The 18,054-nt window shown below is 42.2% G+C and carries 15 protein-coding genes; all 15 read left to right on the forward strand.

The window, feature by feature from the left end:
* The first annotated feature begins 235 nt into the window (after positions 1-235).
* A complete protein-coding gene (locus QZL64_RS11240) occupies positions 236-859 on the forward strand; it encodes a nitrate/sulfite reductase (RefSeq protein ID WP_021842072.1) in 624 nt (207 codons plus the stop codon).
* A 248-nt stretch (positions 860-1,107) separates the two neighbouring features.
* A complete protein-coding gene (locus QZL64_RS11245) occupies positions 1,108-2,481 on the forward strand; it encodes a TrkH family potassium uptake protein (protein ID WP_021842073.1) in 1,374 nt (457 codons plus the stop codon).
* A gap of 64 nt (positions 2,482-2,545) precedes the next feature.
* The gene (locus tag QZL64_RS11250) at positions 2,546-3,196 is read left to right on the forward strand and encodes a potassium channel family protein (RefSeq protein ID WP_021842074.1); all 651 of its coding nucleotides are present in this window, start codon (positions 2,546-2,548) and stop codon (positions 3,194-3,196) included.
* A gap of 397 nt (positions 3,197-3,593) precedes the next feature.
* Positions 3,594-5,525, forward strand: coding sequence for an OPT family oligopeptide transporter (locus QZL64_RS11255; RefSeq protein WP_021842075.1), 1,932 nt, complete (start codon positions 3,594-3,596; stop codon positions 5,523-5,525).
* Between the two features lie 306 nt (positions 5,526-5,831).
* Positions 5,832-6,854, forward strand: a complete 1,023-nt coding sequence (hrcA, locus tag QZL64_RS11260; RefSeq protein ID WP_021842076.1) for a heat-inducible transcriptional repressor HrcA — start codon at positions 5,832-5,834, stop codon at positions 6,852-6,854.
* 31 nt (positions 6,855-6,885) lie between these two features.
* Positions 6,886-7,470, forward strand: coding sequence for a nucleotide exchange factor GrpE (gene grpE / locus QZL64_RS11265; protein ID WP_021842077.1), 585 nt, complete (start codon positions 6,886-6,888; stop codon positions 7,468-7,470).
* Between the two features lie 117 nt (positions 7,471-7,587).
* Entirely contained in the window at positions 7,588-9,441 is a 1,854-nt protein-coding gene (dnaK, locus tag QZL64_RS11270; RefSeq protein ID WP_021842078.1) for a molecular chaperone DnaK, read from the forward strand.
* 18 nt (positions 9,442-9,459) lie between these two features.
* Positions 9,460-10,638, forward strand: a complete 1,179-nt coding sequence (gene dnaJ / locus QZL64_RS11275) for a molecular chaperone DnaJ (protein ID WP_021842079.1) — start codon at positions 9,460-9,462, stop codon at positions 10,636-10,638.
* A 41-nt stretch (positions 10,639-10,679) separates the two neighbouring features.
* Positions 10,680-11,528: a 50S ribosomal protein L11 methyltransferase gene (locus QZL64_RS11280; RefSeq protein WP_021842080.1), complete on the forward strand. Its 849-nt coding sequence runs from the start codon at positions 10,680-10,682 to the stop codon at positions 11,526-11,528.
* Between the two features lie 306 nt (positions 11,529-11,834).
* On the forward strand, positions 11,835-12,578 hold the full coding sequence (locus QZL64_RS11285; RefSeq protein ID WP_021842081.1) for an RsmE family RNA methyltransferase: 744 nt from the start codon (positions 11,835-11,837) through the stop codon (positions 12,576-12,578).
* 143 nt (positions 12,579-12,721) lie between these two features.
* Entirely contained in the window at positions 12,722-14,020 is a 1,299-nt protein-coding gene (mtaB, locus tag QZL64_RS11290) for a tRNA (N(6)-L-threonylcarbamoyladenosine(37)-C(2))-methylthiotransferase MtaB (protein WP_021842082.1), read from the forward strand.
* Between the two features lie 118 nt (positions 14,021-14,138).
* A complete protein-coding gene (locus QZL64_RS11295; protein WP_021842083.1) occupies positions 14,139-14,486 on the forward strand; it encodes a histidine triad nucleotide-binding protein in 348 nt (115 codons plus the stop codon).
* Positions 14,487-14,694: 208 nt separating this feature from the next.
* Positions 14,695-14,874 carry a 30S ribosomal protein S21 gene (rpsU, locus tag QZL64_RS11300; protein ID WP_004695751.1) on the forward strand — a complete coding sequence of 60 codons (180 nt, stop codon included), beginning with the start codon at positions 14,695-14,697 and terminating at the stop codon, positions 14,872-14,874.
* Between the two features lie 21 nt (positions 14,875-14,895).
* On the forward strand, positions 14,896-15,351 hold the full coding sequence (locus QZL64_RS11305; RefSeq protein ID WP_021842084.1) for a GatB/YqeY domain-containing protein: 456 nt from the start codon (positions 14,896-14,898) through the stop codon (positions 15,349-15,351).
* A gap of 133 nt (positions 15,352-15,484) precedes the next feature.
* On the forward strand, positions 15,485-17,377 hold the full coding sequence (locus QZL64_RS11310; RefSeq protein ID WP_021842085.1) for a glutamine synthetase catalytic domain protein: 1,893 nt from the start codon (positions 15,485-15,487) through the stop codon (positions 17,375-17,377).
* Positions 17,378-18,054: the final 677 nt, after the last annotated feature.

Raw genomic sequence — 18,054 nt, forward strand, 5'->3', positions numbered from 1 at the left:
AACCACCCGTTCTACGGGTGGTTATGATTTAAAATTTTTTAGTCAGTTTAATCATAACTTTTAGTTATTTTGTGATATATGTCACAACTCGATAAAATAATAATATGATACAAATATAATAGTGAATTATAGGTAACGGCATACGATGTAAGGCTTGCCGATACAGTATCCGTTTGTATCGAATCGAGATACAACAATATACGTTTATTGTTAATCAAATGACTAAGGAGTACACATGAAAACATCCGTTATTTTACATTCTTTATTCAGTGAGTTTTCACGCGTCCAATTACATGCCATTATTGATTTGGCTGATAAATATAAGGGGAATTTCCGCATCGTAGCTACAGGCATTCAGATTTATGACATTACCAAGGAAGATAAGGCAGCTATTTTAGAACAATTGCCGGAAGGGGTTCAACAAGTTAAGCATGCGGCGGTTAATTCGGTGACCGCTTGTCGCGGTACGGACGGTTGTTCCCACGCCTTTATGCAGACGATTCCGGTAGCTAAATATATTGATGAACATCATTTCGGTGAAGATATGCCTAATAAACTTCGCATCGGTATCAGCGGTTGTCCCCGTTGTTGCGCCGAACCGATGATTAAAGATATCGGTTTATACGGCTTGCCGGACGGCTATGTGCTGGTGGCCGGCGGTAAAAGCGGTAATCGGCCTAAAGGCGGCGAAGTATTTGCCAAAAAACTAACGCCTGAAGAAGCACAAGACAAAATCGAGTTTTTATTACAATGGTACAAAGATAACGCTATGCCGAAAGAAAAATTCGATCATATGTTGGCCCGTTTGGGTAATCCCTTTGAAAACGCTGAAGTTGCGCCGCAGGTAGATGCTGAATAAAAGCAAACCGGTCTTTGAAATACACATGATTTAAAGTTATATAGCAATAAATTTATGAACTCTTTTAAGGTGGAATTACATTTCCCTTAAAAGAGTTTTTCTTTTTCCAAGACGATTGATGTATAATATGGATATGAAAAATAGCGTTTTTGGCTATTACTGTTTTACATGCATTAAGACGACTATATAGTGATATTATGGGGTTAAAGCAGAGTATCATTCTACATAGCCGGTGATTCGAGGACATTATGATATTAGGACCGAATTTTACACGTCGACCGTTAACGTGGCAAGAAAAAGTCAGGAATTCGCTGATGACGAATCCGCAACGCTTATTAGCTTTAAGCTTCGCCGTACTTATGTTGTTTGGAGGATATTTGCTGACTTTGCCATGGGCTACCCTTGACGGTAGCCGAACACCGTTTATTGATGCTCTTTTTGTGGCCGTATCCTGCGTGTCTGTAACGGGGCTTACGACGGTAGATACGTTTCACCATTGGAGTATTTTCGGACAGACTATAATGATTTTGCTGATTCAAATCGGCGGTTTGGGGACGATGACCTTTACAACGTTTATCTTTATAGTACTGAGACGCCGTGTAGGGCTGGAGAATAAATTATTACTTCAAGAAGATATTGGGCAAGATAATATTTCGGTGCAAACTGTGCTTAAACAAATTGCCATTCTCACATTTGGCTTTGAATTTATCGGCGGGGTAGCCTATACGTTAGATTTATATCCTTATTTAGGGTATAGCGCTATATATTACGGCTTTTACCAGGCTATTTCTACATTTTGTAACGCCGGCTTTGTGTTTTTTGACAATGATTTGCCTTATAAAATGGTAGGTGATTGGGGCTTTACGCTGATAACTTGCAGCCTTATCCTTATTGGCGGCTTTGGTTACATGGCGTCCTTCGATATTTGGAACAATCGCCAACGGGGATTCGCTCAATTAACATTGCATACGAAAGTGATGCTTGTTGGTGAATTGATTCTCGTTGTAGCCGGTACACTTAGTATTCTTGGCTTGGAATGGACGCAAACATTAGCCGGATTACCGTTCACAACTAAAATTCAAGGCGCTTTGTTTCAAGCCATAACGCCGCGCACGGCCGGTATTCCGACGTTGAATTACGCGGATTTGCATCCCATTACGGTTTTTATTACGGTGGTACTCATGTTTATCGGGGCCGGGCCAAACTCGACCGGTGGCGGTATAAAAATCAGTACCATGGCTGTATTATGGGCCACATCACGTTCGTTGTTCACTAATACACGACGTGTCGAAATCTTTGAGCGAAGCTTAAGTCAGAGCGTTATTTATAAGGCCGTGGGCATTGTATTCTTTTCATCCATGCTCGTTGTGCTGGCTACTTTTGTCTTGGCCGGTGTAGAATCATTTCCGTTCTTGGATTTATTATTTGAAGTGACCTCCGCTTTTGCTACGGTAGGCCTTACCATAGGGATTACGCCGGAGCTGTCAACCATCAGTAAGCTAACGTTGATTATCGTGATGTATACAGGCCGTATCGGTGTGCTTACTTTGATTGGCGCCTTTTTCTTAAAACGTCGTGCCACGACTACGGCATACTATCCGGAAGATAATGTGTTGCTATAGTTTAGCTGGTTATTATTGATGGAAGATGTAGCTTTTTATTTTTTCATAAAACAGAGGTAATAATATGAAGCGTAAAACAATCGGTATTATAGGTCTTGGCCGTTTTGGCGGCACTTTGGCAAAACAGGTAGCGGCTATGGGGCATGAAGTAGTAGGTATTGATATTGAAGAGGGGTTGGTACAAAAACTGGCGCCCTATTTGACGCACAGTATCGTAGCCGATTTCAGTGATGAAGATACGATTCGTCAGTTAAATTTACAGGAATTGGACGTAGTTGTTATTGCCATTGGAGATAATTTAAAAGCTAAATTATTGTCCGCCATGGTACTCAAGGAATTACATGCGCCGTACATCGTGGCGAAAGCATCTACCGAAATGGAAAGTAAATTACTGGAGAAGGTAGGGGCCGATTTGATCATTTTCCCGGAAATGGATATGGCCGAACGAGTGGCTCAAATGTTGACTCGTGAAAATATTGTAGACTATTTCCAGCTATCCCAGGACATCGGCTTGGTGGAAATGGGGATTCCTTCATTCATGATTGGTCACACTTTGACTGAATTGGATATTCGTAAGAAATATAATGTAAATATTGTGGCCGTAAAACGTGATAAAAATGTCATTGCACCGCCAAACCCGAATAATCCGTTACAAGATGAGGATATGTTGATTGTTATCGGTCGTAATGAAGATATTACTAAGCTTAGTCAATAATTTTTGGCGGTTGTTTTACGGGGTATTTGAAGTATATTGGATTTTCTCAAAAATAATCTGAAAATGAGATATGACTAAAGTTAGTAATGCATTCTTTTTGAAGGGGCAATATACTGATTATGCATGCTATGTACACTACTCGTTGACAAAGAGTAACATTAAACATATAATTCAAGTAGAGAAAAAAGGGGCATCCACGGTGTGGAGAGCCCCTTTAGTTGTGTAATAGTGAAAGAGAAAAGTTTTTATGTAGTGGACTTGATAAGAATCAGTTCGGAGCAGGTGGGATTCTTGGTTGATTGTAGGCAGCTAACGAAATTTCCTTAGGTAAATCTTTTAATTATCTTTATTTTTTCACTTTTGTATTTCTGTTTTATTTATCTAAGGAGATGATTTTATGGCATCAAATGAGCATCACAATGAGGTTCGTCCGATTATGGATCCAACCAAAAATTATGAGGAAATTAACAGTTATGTTATTTTCTGGGGGCTCTTCTTTGCCGCGTTATTTGCCTTGGCCGTTGGCTATTTATGCTTAAAAATCGGCCAGACCGTAGATGCGTTTGCACCGGTATCAATTCTATCTATGGGGATGGCGGTTTTATTCAAACGTAAAAATGCTTTCCCGGAAACCGTTCATATTCAGGCCATTGCCAGCTCCGGTACTAACGTACTGGCAGGGGTAATGTTCATTTTACCGGCTCTTTTTATTCTTGATATTCATACTGTATCGGTTTTCCAAATGATTGTGCCTATCGTGTTAGGCGGTTTATTGGGGGTATTCCTTTGCGTATTCTTCCGTCAGTATTTCTGTGAAGAAATGCATCATGCCTATCCGTTCCCAAGTGGCCGTGCCGCTGCCGAAGTATTGAGCAGTAATGATGGCGGTAAGGCTAAACTCATGGCGCTTAGCGGTTTATTGGGTTTAGGCTATGATTTCGTATTAAACTCCCTTGGTTGGTGGCGTGAAGTTTTCTCCACTACCACATTCCGTTGGGGCCAAGTATTCCAGCAGAACAGTAAAATGCACTTATCTTTAGACAGTGACATTGCTTTATTAGGTTTAGGTTATTTTACCGGTATCCGTTATGGTTCTATTATTGCCGCCGGGTCTTTCTTTGCCTGGTTCGTAATGGTTCCATTGTTCTTCTTCATCGGTGGCGATCACATCATGATGGTAGGGGGCAAAGAAATCTTACTTGCCGATGCTTCCACCGGTGATGTATTTAAGACTTATGTGCGCCATATCGGTATTGGTATGCTTGCCATGGCCGGTGTTATCGGCTTATTGACCATGTCCAATGTAGTAAGCAAAATTATGAAACGCGCCATCGTTGATATGTTCAGCCGTGGTAAAACTACGACAGTTAACGTATTGCGTACGCAGATTGATTTGCCTTCTTCCGTATTGGGCTTAGGTATTGTATTAACAACAGTTTTATTCTCTATTTTCTTCCATATTTATTATGCTGATACATTCCTACAAACAGTGTTGGCATTCTTCATCGTTTTGATTTTATCTTTCTTATTGTCTGTAGTAGGTATCAGTTCTATCGCCTTTACCGGTAATGAACCGGTATCGGGCATGACAATTTTCATGATTTTAATTAGTGCCGTTATCATGACCAGTGTTGGTATGGGCGGTACAACCGGTATCATTGCTATCTTGATGATGGCTGCGTTCTTAGCAACAACTATCGGTGTAGCGGGTAACTTCATGTCTGAATTGAAAGTTGCACACTTAACCGGTGCTACACCTGCCAAAATGCAATTATGGCAATTAGTCGGCGTTGTAATCGCCGGTATTGTATGCGTAGGCGTTTTAATCTTGCTTAACAATGCATACGGTTTCGTAGGCGACGGTGCTTTAAATGCGCCACAAGCTAATGCTATGGCCGCTATTGTTGAACCGTTGATGACCGGCGGCAGTGCTCAATGGGAATTATATATTCTTGGCGCTATTTTTGCCGTATTACTTTGGATGATTGGTGTTCCGCCATTGGCCTTTGCCCTCGGTGCATACTTACCAATGGAAATCAATACGCCAATCTTAGTGGGCGGTTTCATTTCTTATTTGGTTAAACGCAGCAGCAAAGATGAAGCTGAAAGTGAAGCACGCGTAGCTGAAGGCGGTACCGTAGCTTCCGGTTTCGTAGCCGGTGGTGCCATTGGTTCCTTAATCAGTGCGGTTCTTAAAATCGCCGGTGTTGATTGGTTCTTGGATGCGTGGGAAAAAACACCGGAAGCAACATACCTTGGTATTGTGATTTATCTTGCTTTGTGCGTAATGATTTATAAAATTGCTACCCGTAAACGCGCTGCTAACTAATTACGGCGATGTAACGGTTGATGAGTCATCGTAATCGAGTAGCCAACTAATTGCTGCCGATGTGACCGGTGATGAGTCATTTTGTAAAATGACCGGTGATTTATAAGTTAATTTAAAAAGTTTTACATAAGGGCTTTTAAAGGTCAATGATCTTTAAAGGCCCTTTGATTTTTTGACTAAACAGTAAATAAGCGAGTTTTTACGAAATCTGTATGAAATATTTGCTTGACATTTTGACGTTTTATGATAACATTATAGCTGTGATTAGCACTCGATGTTAATGAGTGCTAACAATGAGGTGTGAATATGGATGAACGTAAACAGCGCATCTTACACGCTATCATACAGGACTACATAAAGTCGGCTGAACCGGTCGGTTCGAGGACTCTGGCGAAGAATTATAATTTGGGCGTCAGCCCGGCCACGGTCCGCAATGAAATGGCCGATTTGGAAGACCTGGGCTTTTTGGAACAACCGCATACATCAGCGGGTCGTATTCCATCAGCCAAGGGTTACCGCTTTTATGTAGACGCTATGTTGCATTCGAACGGCACAGAGCGCGAAGATGCAGAAAAAATCAATAAAATATGGCAAGAAAAACCGGCTAACTTTGAAGATTTCTTCTTAAATGTAGCCAAACTGATTTCACAAATCAGTCATAACATGAGTTTATTCCTAGCGCCGGCTCATGACACGTCGGTGTTGAAATTTATTCATGTCTTACCGATTGGTGAAAACAGAGCTATCATGGTTGTTGTAACCGACCAAGGTGCTTTGGATAATGAGCCGATGTATTTCAAAGAGGCTGTGGCCGATGATGTTTTGGCAAGTATGGCAATTCGCATGACAAATGCGTTAAAGGATGTTCGCTTGTCGAGCATGACCTTACAGAACTTGGAGGCAACAGTTCAGCTTATTGAAGGGCCGCGAGCGGTATTACTTATACTGGCAGAGGCTTTGTATCGCGCCATTGCCAAACGTAAACTGTTCTACTCGGTTGGTACGACCGAGCTGTTGGAACAACCGGAATTCAAGGACATCAAGAAGGTTCAACCGATTCTGTCGATGTTGGAAGAACAAGATCAACTGAATCAGCTCTTGGCGGCGTCTAAGAAGAACGGTATCGGCATTACCATCGGCAGTGAAAATCAGGCGGAACCGCTTAAAGATTTAAGCGTTATTCAAGCTGATTTCGGTGATAAAGATGAGCGTATCGGTACGTTGGCTATATTAGGACCTACTCGTATGGAGTATGGCCGAATCATTGGTATTTTATCGTATATGCAAGATTTTATGCGTGCATTAGCGGAAAATAAAAATAGAAAGTAATGAGGTGATACTCACGATGGGAGCAGACGAGATGAAACAGACTGAAGACTTTACACAGGATACAGTAACTGATGAAATGAACGTTGCCGGCGAACCTGACGTGACGGTAGAAAGCGCTGAAGACGTAGCTGCTACTGAAGCAAAAGCGGCAGGTGAGACAGTAACAGCCGAAGCTGATGCCGTGAAAGATGCATTGGCGGAAGCGGAAAAAAGATTTGTTCGTTTGCAAGCCGACTTTGATAATTTCAAGCGACGCACATTGCAGGAAAAAGATCAATTGGCAGGTTTTGTAAAAGCGGATGTAATGAAAGATTTATTCTCCGTGCTGGATAATTTTGAACGAGCTTTACAGGCACCGACTAATGCCGAAACAAAAGCATTCCTTGACGGTTTCGTAATGATTCATCAGAACTTAATGGCTATGCTTAGCAAACACGGCTTAGCGGTAATTGATGCTGTAGGCAAACCGTTCGATCCGAATTATCATCAAGCAATCATGCGTGTGCCGTCTGATGAATATGAAGACGACACAGTTTGCGAAGTATTGCAAACCGGTTATACCGTAGATGGTAAGACGGTGCGTCCGGCCATGGTTAAAGTAGTACATAATGATTAATTTCGCCTAAGGCGTGCGATAGCGGAGGCATTCCAAGTGAGTGATCCGAGTCGCAGCTTACATTTGAAATTAACATGACAATAGATGGCATAAGATAAAAATAGGAGGTCATTTAAAATGGCAAAAGTAATTGGTATTGACTTAGGTACAACAAACTCTGTAGTCGCTGTAATGGAAGGCGGCGAACCGGTCGTTGTTACAAATCAGGAAGGTTCCCGTTTAACACCTTCCGTAGTAGGTTTTGCAAAAAATGGTGAACGTTTGGTAGGTCAGTTGGCAAAACGTCAGGCTGTATCCAATCCTGAAAAAACGATTTCTTCCATTAAACGTCACATGGGTAGTGACTACAAAGTAAAAATTGACGACAAACAATACACGCCGCAAGAAATTTCTGCCATGATTCTTCAGAAATTGAAAGCCGATGCAGAAGCCTATCTTGGTGAAACAGTAACTCAGGCCGTAATTACGGTACCTGCTTACTTCACCGACAGCCAACGTCAGGCTACTAAAGATGCGGGCGCTATTGCAGGCCTTGATGTTCTTCGTATCATCAACGAACCGACAGCAGCTGCTTTGGCTTACGGTGTAGATAAAGACGAAGAAGGTAAAGTACTCGTATTCGACCTTGGCGGTGGTACTTTCGACGTATCCATCCTTGAACTTGGCGACGGCGTATTTGAAGTAAAAGCTACCAGCGGTAACAACCACTTGGGCGGTGATGACTTCGACCAACGCATCATGGACTGGATGATTGCAGAATTCAAAAAAGATACGGGCATTGATTTGTCTCAGGACAAAATGGCGGATCAGCGTTTAAAAGAAGCTGCCGAAAAAGCTAAAATTGAATTGTCCGGCGTTATGAGCACGAACATTAACTTACCATTTATCACAGCTGATGCTACCGGTCCTAAACACTTGGACTTGACTTTGACTCGTGCCAAATTCGAAGAATTAACTCACGACTTAGTTGAAGCAACTATTGAACCTACTCGCAAAGCGTTGGCTGATTCCGGTCTCAGCGTAGGCGAAATCGATAAAATCTTACTCGTTGGTGGTTCTTCCCGTATTCCGGCTGTTCAAGAAGCTATCAAACGCGTTCTTGGCAAAGAACCTACCAAAAACGTTAACCCTGACGAATGTGTAGCCGTTGGTGCTGCTATCCAGGGCGGTGTACTTGTTGGTGAAGTTAAAGACGTATTACTTCTCGACGTAACTCCATTGTCCCTCGGTATCGAAACTTTGGGTGGTGTTTTCACACGCATTATCGATCGTAACACTACGATCCCTACATCCAAGAGCCAGGTATTCTCCACGGCAGCCGATAACCAACCGGCAGTAGATATTCACGTATTACAAGGTGAACGTGATTTTGCTGCTGACAACAAAACACTTGGTCGTTTTGAATTGACCGGTATTCCGGCAGCTCCACGTGGGGTACCTAAAATCGAAGTTACATTCAACATCGATGCTAACGGTATCGTTAACGTAAAAGCTAAAGATATGGGCACCGGCAAAGAACAAGCTATTACCATTACTTCTTCCGGCGGTTTACAACAGGACGAAATCGACCGCATGGTTAAAGAAGCAGAAGCACATGCAGCTGAAGATAAAGCTAAAAAAGAAGAAATCGAAGTTAAAAACAATGCCGATTCCTTAGTATACCAAGCTGAAAAAGCTGTTAAAGACTTCGAAGGTAAAGCCGATGCAGCAACTCTTGAACAAGTTACTAAAGCTAAAGATGCTTTGAAAGCCGCTATCGAATCCGGCAATGTAGAAGACATCAAAGCTAAGAGCGAAGAATTGACTAAACCATTGTACGAATTGTCCACTAAGATGTATGAACAAGCTCAGGCTGCTCAGCAGACTGCCGGTGATGCTCAGGGCGCGCAAGGTGCTCAAGGCGGCGCACAGCAGAATGATGATGTAGTTGATGCTGAATACACTGAAGTAAAAGACGATAAAAAAGACTAAGAGGACGGTAAGTAACTGATGGCGAAGGATTATTATGACGTCTTAGGGGTCGACAAAAACGCCTCTCAAGACGAAATAAAAAAAGCGTTTAGAAAAAAAGCGCGCCAATACCATCCTGACGTAAACCGCGACAATCCGAAAGAGGCGGAAGAAAAGTTTAAAGAAGCTAACGAAGCCTATGAAGTATTGTCTGATGAAACCAAACGTGCCCAATATGACCAGTACGGTCACGACGCCTTCACCCAAGGTGGCGGCGCCGGGGCCGGTGGTTTCGGCGGCTTTGGCGGTCAAGGCGGTTTTGGTGGGTTTGGCGGCCAGGCCGGCGGCTTTGGAGATATTTTTGACATGTTCTTCGGCGGTGGCGGTCAACAAAATAACGGTCCGCAAAAAGGTGACGATCTTCGTCATGATGTGGAAATCAGTTTTGAGGATGCCGCTTTCGGTCGTAAAATGACCATTGATGTACAGCGTCATGAAGAATGTAATCACTGTCACGGCACCGGCGGTGAACCGGGCAGTAAGGTAGAAACTTGTCCGCGTTGTCACGGCAGCGGTCAGGAAACAGTGGTACAAAATACACCATTCGGTCAGATGCGTTCCGCTCGTACATGCTCCGTTTGTCACGGTTCCGGTAAAAAGATTGAAAAACCTTGTAAGGTATGTCACGGCAGTGGTGAAACCGTGGGCCGTAAGAAGATTGAAATCAAAATTCCGGCCGGCGTTGACAGCGGCTCCCGTTTGCGCGTAGCCAATGAAGGCGAACCTGGCATTAAAGGCGGTCCTAAAGGTGACTTGTACGTATACATTTACGTAAGACCAAGTCGTGAGTTCGAACGTCAAGGCAACGAAGTAGTAAGCGAAGCTAAGATTTCGTTTGCCCAAGCTGCAATCGGTGCGACTATTATGGTCAACACCTTGGACGGCAAAGTTGAACTTAAAATTCCTGAAGGAACCCAGACCGGCACAATCTTCCGTTTGAAAGGCAAGGGGATTCCGTACTTACGTAACCCGAGCCAGCGCGGTGACCAACATGTTCGCGTAACGGTTGTAACACCTAAGAAGTTAAACCAGAAACAACGTGAACTCTTGGTACAATTTGCCAAAGAAGGCAAAGAAGATGTAACCGTGTTAAAAGAGAGCAAGAGCATTTTGGAAAAAATCGGTGATAAATTCAAAGATGCCTTATGTGGTGATTGAAAAGCTCGCCTGAACTTCTTGTTCGGGACCGGAGGTATATAATGAAATGGATAGAAATATCCGTTGCCATCGAAAGAGTAGTCATTGAAGAGGTGACTACTCTTTTTGATACATATAGCAGCAACGGCTTTATAGAAGAAGATATTCCGAATGAACCTGCTTGGGTGCAACTTACCTTGTATGGTGATGCTGAGAAAACGCCTAAAGAGTGGGAAGAATTAATTGCAGGGGCTCTAAAAACGGCTCAATTCACTTACAAGCACCTGTATGCCAAAGAAGTAACCGATACGGATTGGTATAACAATTGGCAACAGTATATTGAGCCGACTGAAATTTTACCGAATGTAGTAATCCGTCCGGCGTGGAAAGAATATACACCAAAAGGCAATGAGACAGTGCTGACCATTGATTCTGATTTATCTTTTGGTACCGGTGCTCATGAAACAACTAAAGCTTGTGCCGAATTAATGGCTAAATACGGTCAAAGTAAACAGACCTGTCTTGATATCGGTACCGGCACGGGGATTTTACTCCTCGTTGCTCATACCTTGGGAATTCCTAATCTGATTGGTATTGATATTGATGAAAATGCGGCTGAACAGGCTAAGCTTAATTGTGAAACGAATAAGGTAGCGGCCAAGATAATCTGTGGAGATTTAGCTAAGGATTTTGACGGTAAAGCGGATTTAATCATGGCCAACCTTACGGTAGATCCTTTAAAGATTCTATTGCCTACTATAAGCACCAAATTAGCCTCTGACGGCATTTTAATTATCAGCGGTATCATCGATGACCGTTACAATGAAATCATGCCGTATATCAAAGAACATTGGCAGATAGTGGAAGAAGTTGTCAAAGGGTCATGGCATACTTTGGCACTAAGACAATAAAGTAATGACGCAATGACGTTTTTGTGTAAAGTATCGTATGCAATCTCATTATCTTTCTTCGTAATGAATACTATAAAATTATAAGAATACAATTAAGCATCAAAACGCATTAAGAGTAATTTCTCGGTAATTCATGGTTAGGCTATGAATTCGCCGAGGGATTACTCTTTTTATGATATAATAATACATAGAATTATTTAGAAATAAGAGTTGAATTGTCGAGTTCCTTGATATATGATAATAAGGTTGATTCCGATAATTTAACGTATTTAACCTGTCATAGATTACTCACGAAAGGCTCAGATAATGAAAAAGATATTTATCGATGCTCCTTTAGATACAATGATAACGATACCGAAAGATACAACTCACCATCTCTTAACCGTGTTCCGACATAAGATGGAAAAGCCGGTTTTGGTTGGCGGCAGTGACGGTCGAACCGGTGTGTACCAAATACAGGACGTCGTAGACGGAGAAGCTTCCGCTAAGCTGGTAGGCGATATTCAGGACGAAAGTGTCAGCGAAGTTGAAGTGGTATTGGTACAGGGCTTTTTGAAAGCTGATAAATTGGAATGGGTTTTGCAAAAAACAACCGAACTCAATGTTCATTCCGTGTATGCTGTGCCCATGAAAAATTGTGTAGTACAATATAAAATGGACAAACTACCTCAAAAAGTTCAACGCTGGGAGAAAATCATGAAAGAGGCGGCCCAACAATGCGGTCGTTCTAAATTACCGGAATTCACGGCTGATATTACCTTAGCCGATGTTTTAGCGAGAGAACAAGCTAATGGCAGTCTTTTGTTGGTAGCTTATGAAAATGAGCATAGTTTGACCTTAAAAGCAGCTTTGGAACAAGCGGAATCGGAAGATGTGATTCAGCGTGTTGTTATTTTTATCGGGCCGGAAGGCGGTTTGAGCAACGATGAACTGACGCAATTTGAAGCAGCCGATGCCCGTGTGGTAACGTTAGGACAGACTATTTTGCGTGCCGAAACGGCTGCTGTAGGCGCTGTAAGTATGTTGCAATATGCACTAAATATGGACTAAATAGATTCTAAATTGGAACTGAATATGCTCTGAATTAGAACTAAATATGTTCAAAGTATGGACTAATATATTTTAATTTTTACTAGAGATGTTCTTAGTATGGACTTTTTTAGCATAATAGATAGGAGAATGAGCAAAAAGATATGAAAACAGTAGCATTCACTACCTTAGGCTGCCGTGTTAATCAGTATGACACGGATGCCATGCGTGGTTTATTTATACAAGGTGGCTATACGCCGGTAGATTTTGATGAAAAAGCGGATATTTACGTTATTAATACTTGTTCCGTTACGAACATGGGGGAACGAAAATCCCGCCAGTTGATTCGGAAAGCCAAGCGTACCAATGAAGATGCGTATATTATTGTTACCGGCTGCTATGCACAGCTTGCACCGGAAGCCATTGCCGCCATTGACGGTGTTAATCTCGTTATCGGTACGAATAACCGTCATCGCGTAGTAGAGTTGGTAGAACAGCTCGAATCTACAGAAAAACAAATCAGTATCGTGCGTAACATCATGGAACAGGCCACCTTTGAAGAAATGCCGCTTTACGGTAATGAAATCGACAAGGCGCGTGCTTTTATGAAAATCCAGGAAGGCTGTAACAACTACTGTACTTTTTGTATCATTCCGTACACCCGCGGTAAATTGAAATCCCGCCGCGTGGAAGATATTGTAAAAGAAGCTAAACGATTGGTAGAACATGGTTACCATGAAATTGTGTTGACTGGGATTCATCTCGGCAATTACGGCATCGAATTACCTGAAAAGCCTAATTTAGCCGGCGTTGTGAAAGCTTTGCTGGAGATTCCGGGCTTAGAACGTATTCGTTTGGGATCCATTGAATCGGTGGAAGTATCGGAAGAGTTGGTTGACTTAATGGCAAACGAACCGCGCTTCTGCACGCATTTGCATTTGCCGCTCCAAGCCGGTTCCGATCATATTTTAAAACTCATGAACCGTCATTATAATCTTCAGGAATTTAAAGATTTAATTGCCCGTTTACGCAGTCGTATTCCGGGCCTTGCCATTACGACCGATATAATTGCGGGCTTCCCGGGTGAAACGGACGAAGACTTCGAAGAAACGATGAAAACCGTGGAAGAAATAGGCTTCACCCATATTCATGCATTCCCGTATTCGAAGCGTGAAGGTACGCCGGCTGCTGCCATGGAAGATCAAGTTCCTGAAGCTGTTAAAAAGACGCGAGTGGCTCTTTTGAATAGTCTTGGACAAAAAGGTTTACAAAACTTTGCGGAACAAATGATTGGTAAACCGGCCGAAATCCTCATCGAACGTGAAGAGGACGGTTATTATCTGGGCTTTACGAATGAATATATTCACGGTAAAATAAAGAAAGGGACAACTGCACACGACGTAGGGACAATCATAGGCGGTACGGTTACTGCTTTTGACGGTGAAACCTTGATTATTGAATAATCGATTTTAGCATGTATACTATGATTATTGATGGTCATAATTATGATTGAACCGGCGAAGTTTTAGTGTAGGCAGTTATCAAATTTCAATCCGTGTTCTATAAAAGGAGCGATGACGCATGAGCGACGAATGTATTTTTTGTAAAATTATCAAAGGTGAAATTCCTTGCAACAAAGTATTGGAAAACGATAAATTTTTAGCTTTTCACGATATTAACCCGGTAACCAAGGTACATATTCTTGTGATTCCTAAAAATCACGTAGCCAACATCGCTCATTTGACTGATGAAAAAGCAGCTTATGTGGAAGGTATTTTGCCATTCATCAAAGAAGTAGCTAAAGAAGCGGGTCTTTCTGCCGATGGCTATCGTGTTGTATTCAATACCGGAGCTAAAGCAGGGCAGTCCGTATTCCACTTGCATGCTCACATTTTAGGTGGTCAGGAATTAGGTTGGCCTGAAATTTAACGAATAACAATCAAACTTGTAACCGGTATATGAATTTCAGACTTACATATCATGATTTTTTATACCGATTTATTGTAAAAAAGTTGCATAAATACAGTGCATAATGATGTTCAAATATTGACAAACATAGTGTCAAACATTATAATATCTTTATGTGCGTATAGTAAATACCTGCACTTCCATCGAATAATTGGAGGGAGGGATATAGATGTCTGAAATTAAAGTCGGTAAAAACGAAACGCTTGAAAGTGCTCTTCGCCGTTTTAAACGCTCCTGCCAAAAAGCGGGTGTTTTATCTGAAGTAAGAAAACGCGAACACTACGAAAAACCAAGCGTAAAAAGAAAGAAAAAATCTGAGGCTGCACGTAAGCGCAAATTCAGAGCGTAAGATTTATCTTGGAGGCACGGTATGTCCTTAAAAGAACAGTTAAAGGCGGACATGAAAGAAGCTATGAAAGCTCGCGAAGCGGGTAAAGTGGCCTTATCGGTAATCCGCATGGTTAACGGTGCAATTAAAAATACAGAAATTAACGAAAAGCGTGAGCTTAGCGATACAGATATACTGGGAATTTTGGCCAAAGAAATGAAAATGCGTCAAGATTCACTGGCTGAGTTTGAAAAAGGTCAGCGTGACGATCTCGTGGCCCAGACTAAAGAAGAAATGGAAATATTGAAGAAATATTTGCCGGCTCAACTGAGTGAAAGCGAGATTCGAACTATCGTAGTCAATGCTATCAGCAGCTTAACGGCACCTGTGAAAATGGGTGACGTAATGGGGAAGGTAATGCCTGAAACCAAAGGTAAAGCGGATGGCAAATTAGTTAATACGATTGTACGAGAAGAAATTGCAAAGGTTAACGGTTAACCTTTTGTTGACATACTAAAGTGAGTATGTTAATATACCCTTAAAGATAATATTAGGTCAATGAAGACCCCTTGAACATTGTTGTATGACAGTGTCGAGGGGTCTTTTTGCGTTTTTAGAAGGAGGAATTCTTATGGTAAACGAATTGTTGTATTACATCCCCGCAGGTCAGTATGGTAAAGAAGGGGTGCTTGCCCTATTGGAACAGCATCCGGAAATTAAATTCGTGTCCTTGGTAGGCGTAGATTTAGCCGGTAATGATACGGATGAAAAAATTCCTATCGCTATGTTCTTCGATGATTATGAATCATTCTTTGAAGGCCGTGCCGTACAGACTGACGGTTCCTCCGTTGTGTTGACCGGTATTGCTACCTTGAATAACGCCCGCGTAGATATTTGGGGCGATCCAAGCGTTAACTGGTTCATCGATTACAACTATGAAAACATCGACCCGGCTACAGGTTTACCAACCGGTACCCTTCGTATTCCGGCTTTCTTGATGCACAATGAACGTTATGTAGATTCCCGTTCTATTTTGAAAGAAACCTTGGACTTTGTTAAAGCTGAAGTGATGGCTCTTTTGAAAAACAACAAAGTTAAAGGCATGGAACATGTGAATGTGGATGACATTGCGGACTTAGTTTTCACAACCGCTACAGAATTGGAATTCTGGGTAAAAACACCATCCAAAGTAGTTAGCACCAAAGAATTATCCACCTCTCAAAAATTACAGGAACAATATTGGCAGCGTACTCACGGCACCGTTCGTACCGCTATGGAACAGGCCGTTGAAATGCTTGAGGCGTATGGCTTAAACGCTGAAATGGGGCATAAAGAAGTAGGCGGCGTTAAAGGTAAAATCGACGATGAAGGCCATATGGATCATGTTTTGGAACAGCTTGAAATCGACTGGAAATACACCGGCAATCCATTACAGACTGCCGATAACGAATTACAAGCGCGTATCATCGTGCGTGAAGTATTCCGTGAAAACGGCCTTGACGTAACCTTCCAGGCAAAACCTATTATCGGCGTAGCCGGTTCCGGGGAACATACTCATTTCGGCTTGATGGCTAAAATGAAAAACGGCAAAATGGTTAACTTGTTCTCCCCTGAAGATATGAAAAAAGCCTTCTTGAGCCCACTCGGTATCGGCGCTATTATGGGCCTTCTTAAAAACTATGAAGTTATTAACCCATTTATCTCTTCCACAACCGACTCCTTAAATCGTTTAAAACCGGGCTTCGAAGCACCGATTTGTATCGTTACATCTTTAGGTAATCAGCCGGACGAACCAAGCCGTAACCGTACTATTCTCTGCGGTTTGATTCGCGATATCGGGAACCCTATGGCCACTCGTTTCGAACTTCGTTCGCCAAACCCTTACACCAACACCTATACAGCTATTGCGTTGATTTACTCCGCTGTGCTTGACGGTTTGCGCTATGTAATTACCTCCGGTAAAACTCCGGATGAATTATTGGCTGAATTGTCCAAGAATCCGGAAGATCCGGCAGATTACTTAGAAACAGGTCGTGCCTATCGTTCTGAAAAGAATGTATTTGAAGATTACACCGAAGAAGAACGTAACAGTCGCTACGGCATGCCACCGGCTACTGTTTGGGAAAACATCTTAGGCTTCAAAAACAATCCTGCAAAAGTGGAAGCTTTGGTTAACGGCGGTGCTTTTGCCAAAGACCTTATGGAATCTTTCATTGCCGGTATCTTGAACCGTTGGAAATTGGAATTAATCAATCGTTTGATTCCGGCCAACATCAACACTATCCGCGCTATGAAACCAATCCATGATGATGACGGTTTGGATATTTCCCGTTGGGAAGCTATTAACGAAATGCGTTACTATTTAGCGAAAGACACCGGTTCCAATACATCTTTATTCACTCGCATCGGTCACGCTATCGCTGAAGGTGACTATGATACAGCTTCTAAATTGCAGATGGAAATGAATGAAAAAATGCTTGATTTAGAAGCAAAATATGCGGAATATACACGTAATGTATTATAATATTCTTTTGCCGGCGCTGGGTTCGTATCCCTTAGGGCGTTAGCAAGAAGTATGTTAGTCGTTTGTTGCGACTTTCTATGAGAATCAACAATATATAGGAAAGCAATACAGGTCCTCTCGCAGTTCCGAGTTCTTACGAACAAAGTCGCTGCTTTGAGGACCTGTATTGTTTTCCTTAATAATAGTGCATCAACTTCAGTGAAAGTCGCAACATTCTAAAATATTTTCTTGCGATGCGCCCTAAGTTCTTGCGAACAAGGCGCCGGTCAGAAAGTATATGGGGACTGAGGGGGAGGACCTGTTTTGTTTCATTGTTCATAGTGCTTTTAACCTTATTAAAAGCGCAACAGAGCAATATCGATAGCGCTTTACGGATTCAAAAGAACAAGGCGCCGGTCAGAAAGAATATCGGGGCTGAGGGGGAGGACCTGTATTGTTTTCCTTAATAATAGTGCATCACCTTCAGTGAAAGTCGCAACTTTCTAAAATATCTCCTTGCAACACGCCCTAAGTTCTTGCGAACAAGGCGCCGGTCAGAAAGAATATCGAGGCTGAGGGAGAGGCGTTGGGCAAATAAAGGTTGCGGTGAAGTAGCATGATAAGCATTAGTAAAAGCAATATGGGGTCGGAGATAAATTGTTTTGAATTATTTTTCTGAATAACGTAAAATAGTAGTA

This window comes from Veillonella sp. CAG:933 (assembly GCF_000431435.1).
GTDB lineage: Bacteria > Bacillota > Negativicutes > Veillonellales > Veillonellaceae > Veillonella_A.

Bases quoted from the DNA above. Each gene is read 5' to 3' on its own strand.
- QZL64_RS11240 (WP_021842072.1), top strand. From the start codon at position 236: ATGAAAACATCCGTTATTTTACATTCTTTATTCAGTGAGTTTTCACGC.
- QZL64_RS11245 (WP_021842073.1), top strand. From the start codon at position 1,108: ATGATATTAGGACCGAATTTTACACGTCGACCGTTAACGTGGCAAGAA.
- QZL64_RS11250 (WP_021842074.1), top strand. From the start codon at position 2,546: ATGAAGCGTAAAACAATCGGTATTATAGGTCTTGGCCGTTTTGGCGGC.
- QZL64_RS11255 (WP_021842075.1), top strand. From the start codon at position 3,594: ATGGCATCAAATGAGCATCACAATGAGGTTCGTCCGATTATGGATCCA.
- hrcA (WP_021842076.1), top strand. From the start codon at position 5,832: ATGGATGAACGTAAACAGCGCATCTTACACGCTATCATACAGGACTAC.
- grpE (WP_021842077.1), top strand. From the start codon at position 6,886: ATGAAACAGACTGAAGACTTTACACAGGATACAGTAACTGATGAAATG.
- dnaK (WP_021842078.1), top strand. From the start codon at position 7,588: ATGGCAAAAGTAATTGGTATTGACTTAGGTACAACAAACTCTGTAGTC.
- dnaJ (WP_021842079.1), top strand. From the start codon at position 9,460: ATGGCGAAGGATTATTATGACGTCTTAGGGGTCGACAAAAACGCCTCT.
- QZL64_RS11280 (WP_021842080.1), top strand. From the start codon at position 10,680: ATGAAATGGATAGAAATATCCGTTGCCATCGAAAGAGTAGTCATTGAA.
- QZL64_RS11285 (WP_021842081.1), top strand. From the start codon at position 11,835: ATGAAAAAGATATTTATCGATGCTCCTTTAGATACAATGATAACGATA.
- mtaB (WP_021842082.1), top strand. From the start codon at position 12,722: ATGAAAACAGTAGCATTCACTACCTTAGGCTGCCGTGTTAATCAGTAT.
- QZL64_RS11295 (WP_021842083.1), top strand. From the start codon at position 14,139: ATGAGCGACGAATGTATTTTTTGTAAAATTATCAAAGGTGAAATTCCT.
- rpsU (WP_004695751.1), top strand. From the start codon at position 14,695: ATGTCTGAAATTAAAGTCGGTAAAAACGAAACGCTTGAAAGTGCTCTT.
- QZL64_RS11305 (WP_021842084.1), top strand. From the start codon at position 14,896: ATGTCCTTAAAAGAACAGTTAAAGGCGGACATGAAAGAAGCTATGAAA.
- QZL64_RS11310 (WP_021842085.1), top strand. From the start codon at position 15,485: ATGGTAAACGAATTGTTGTATTACATCCCCGCAGGTCAGTATGGTAAA.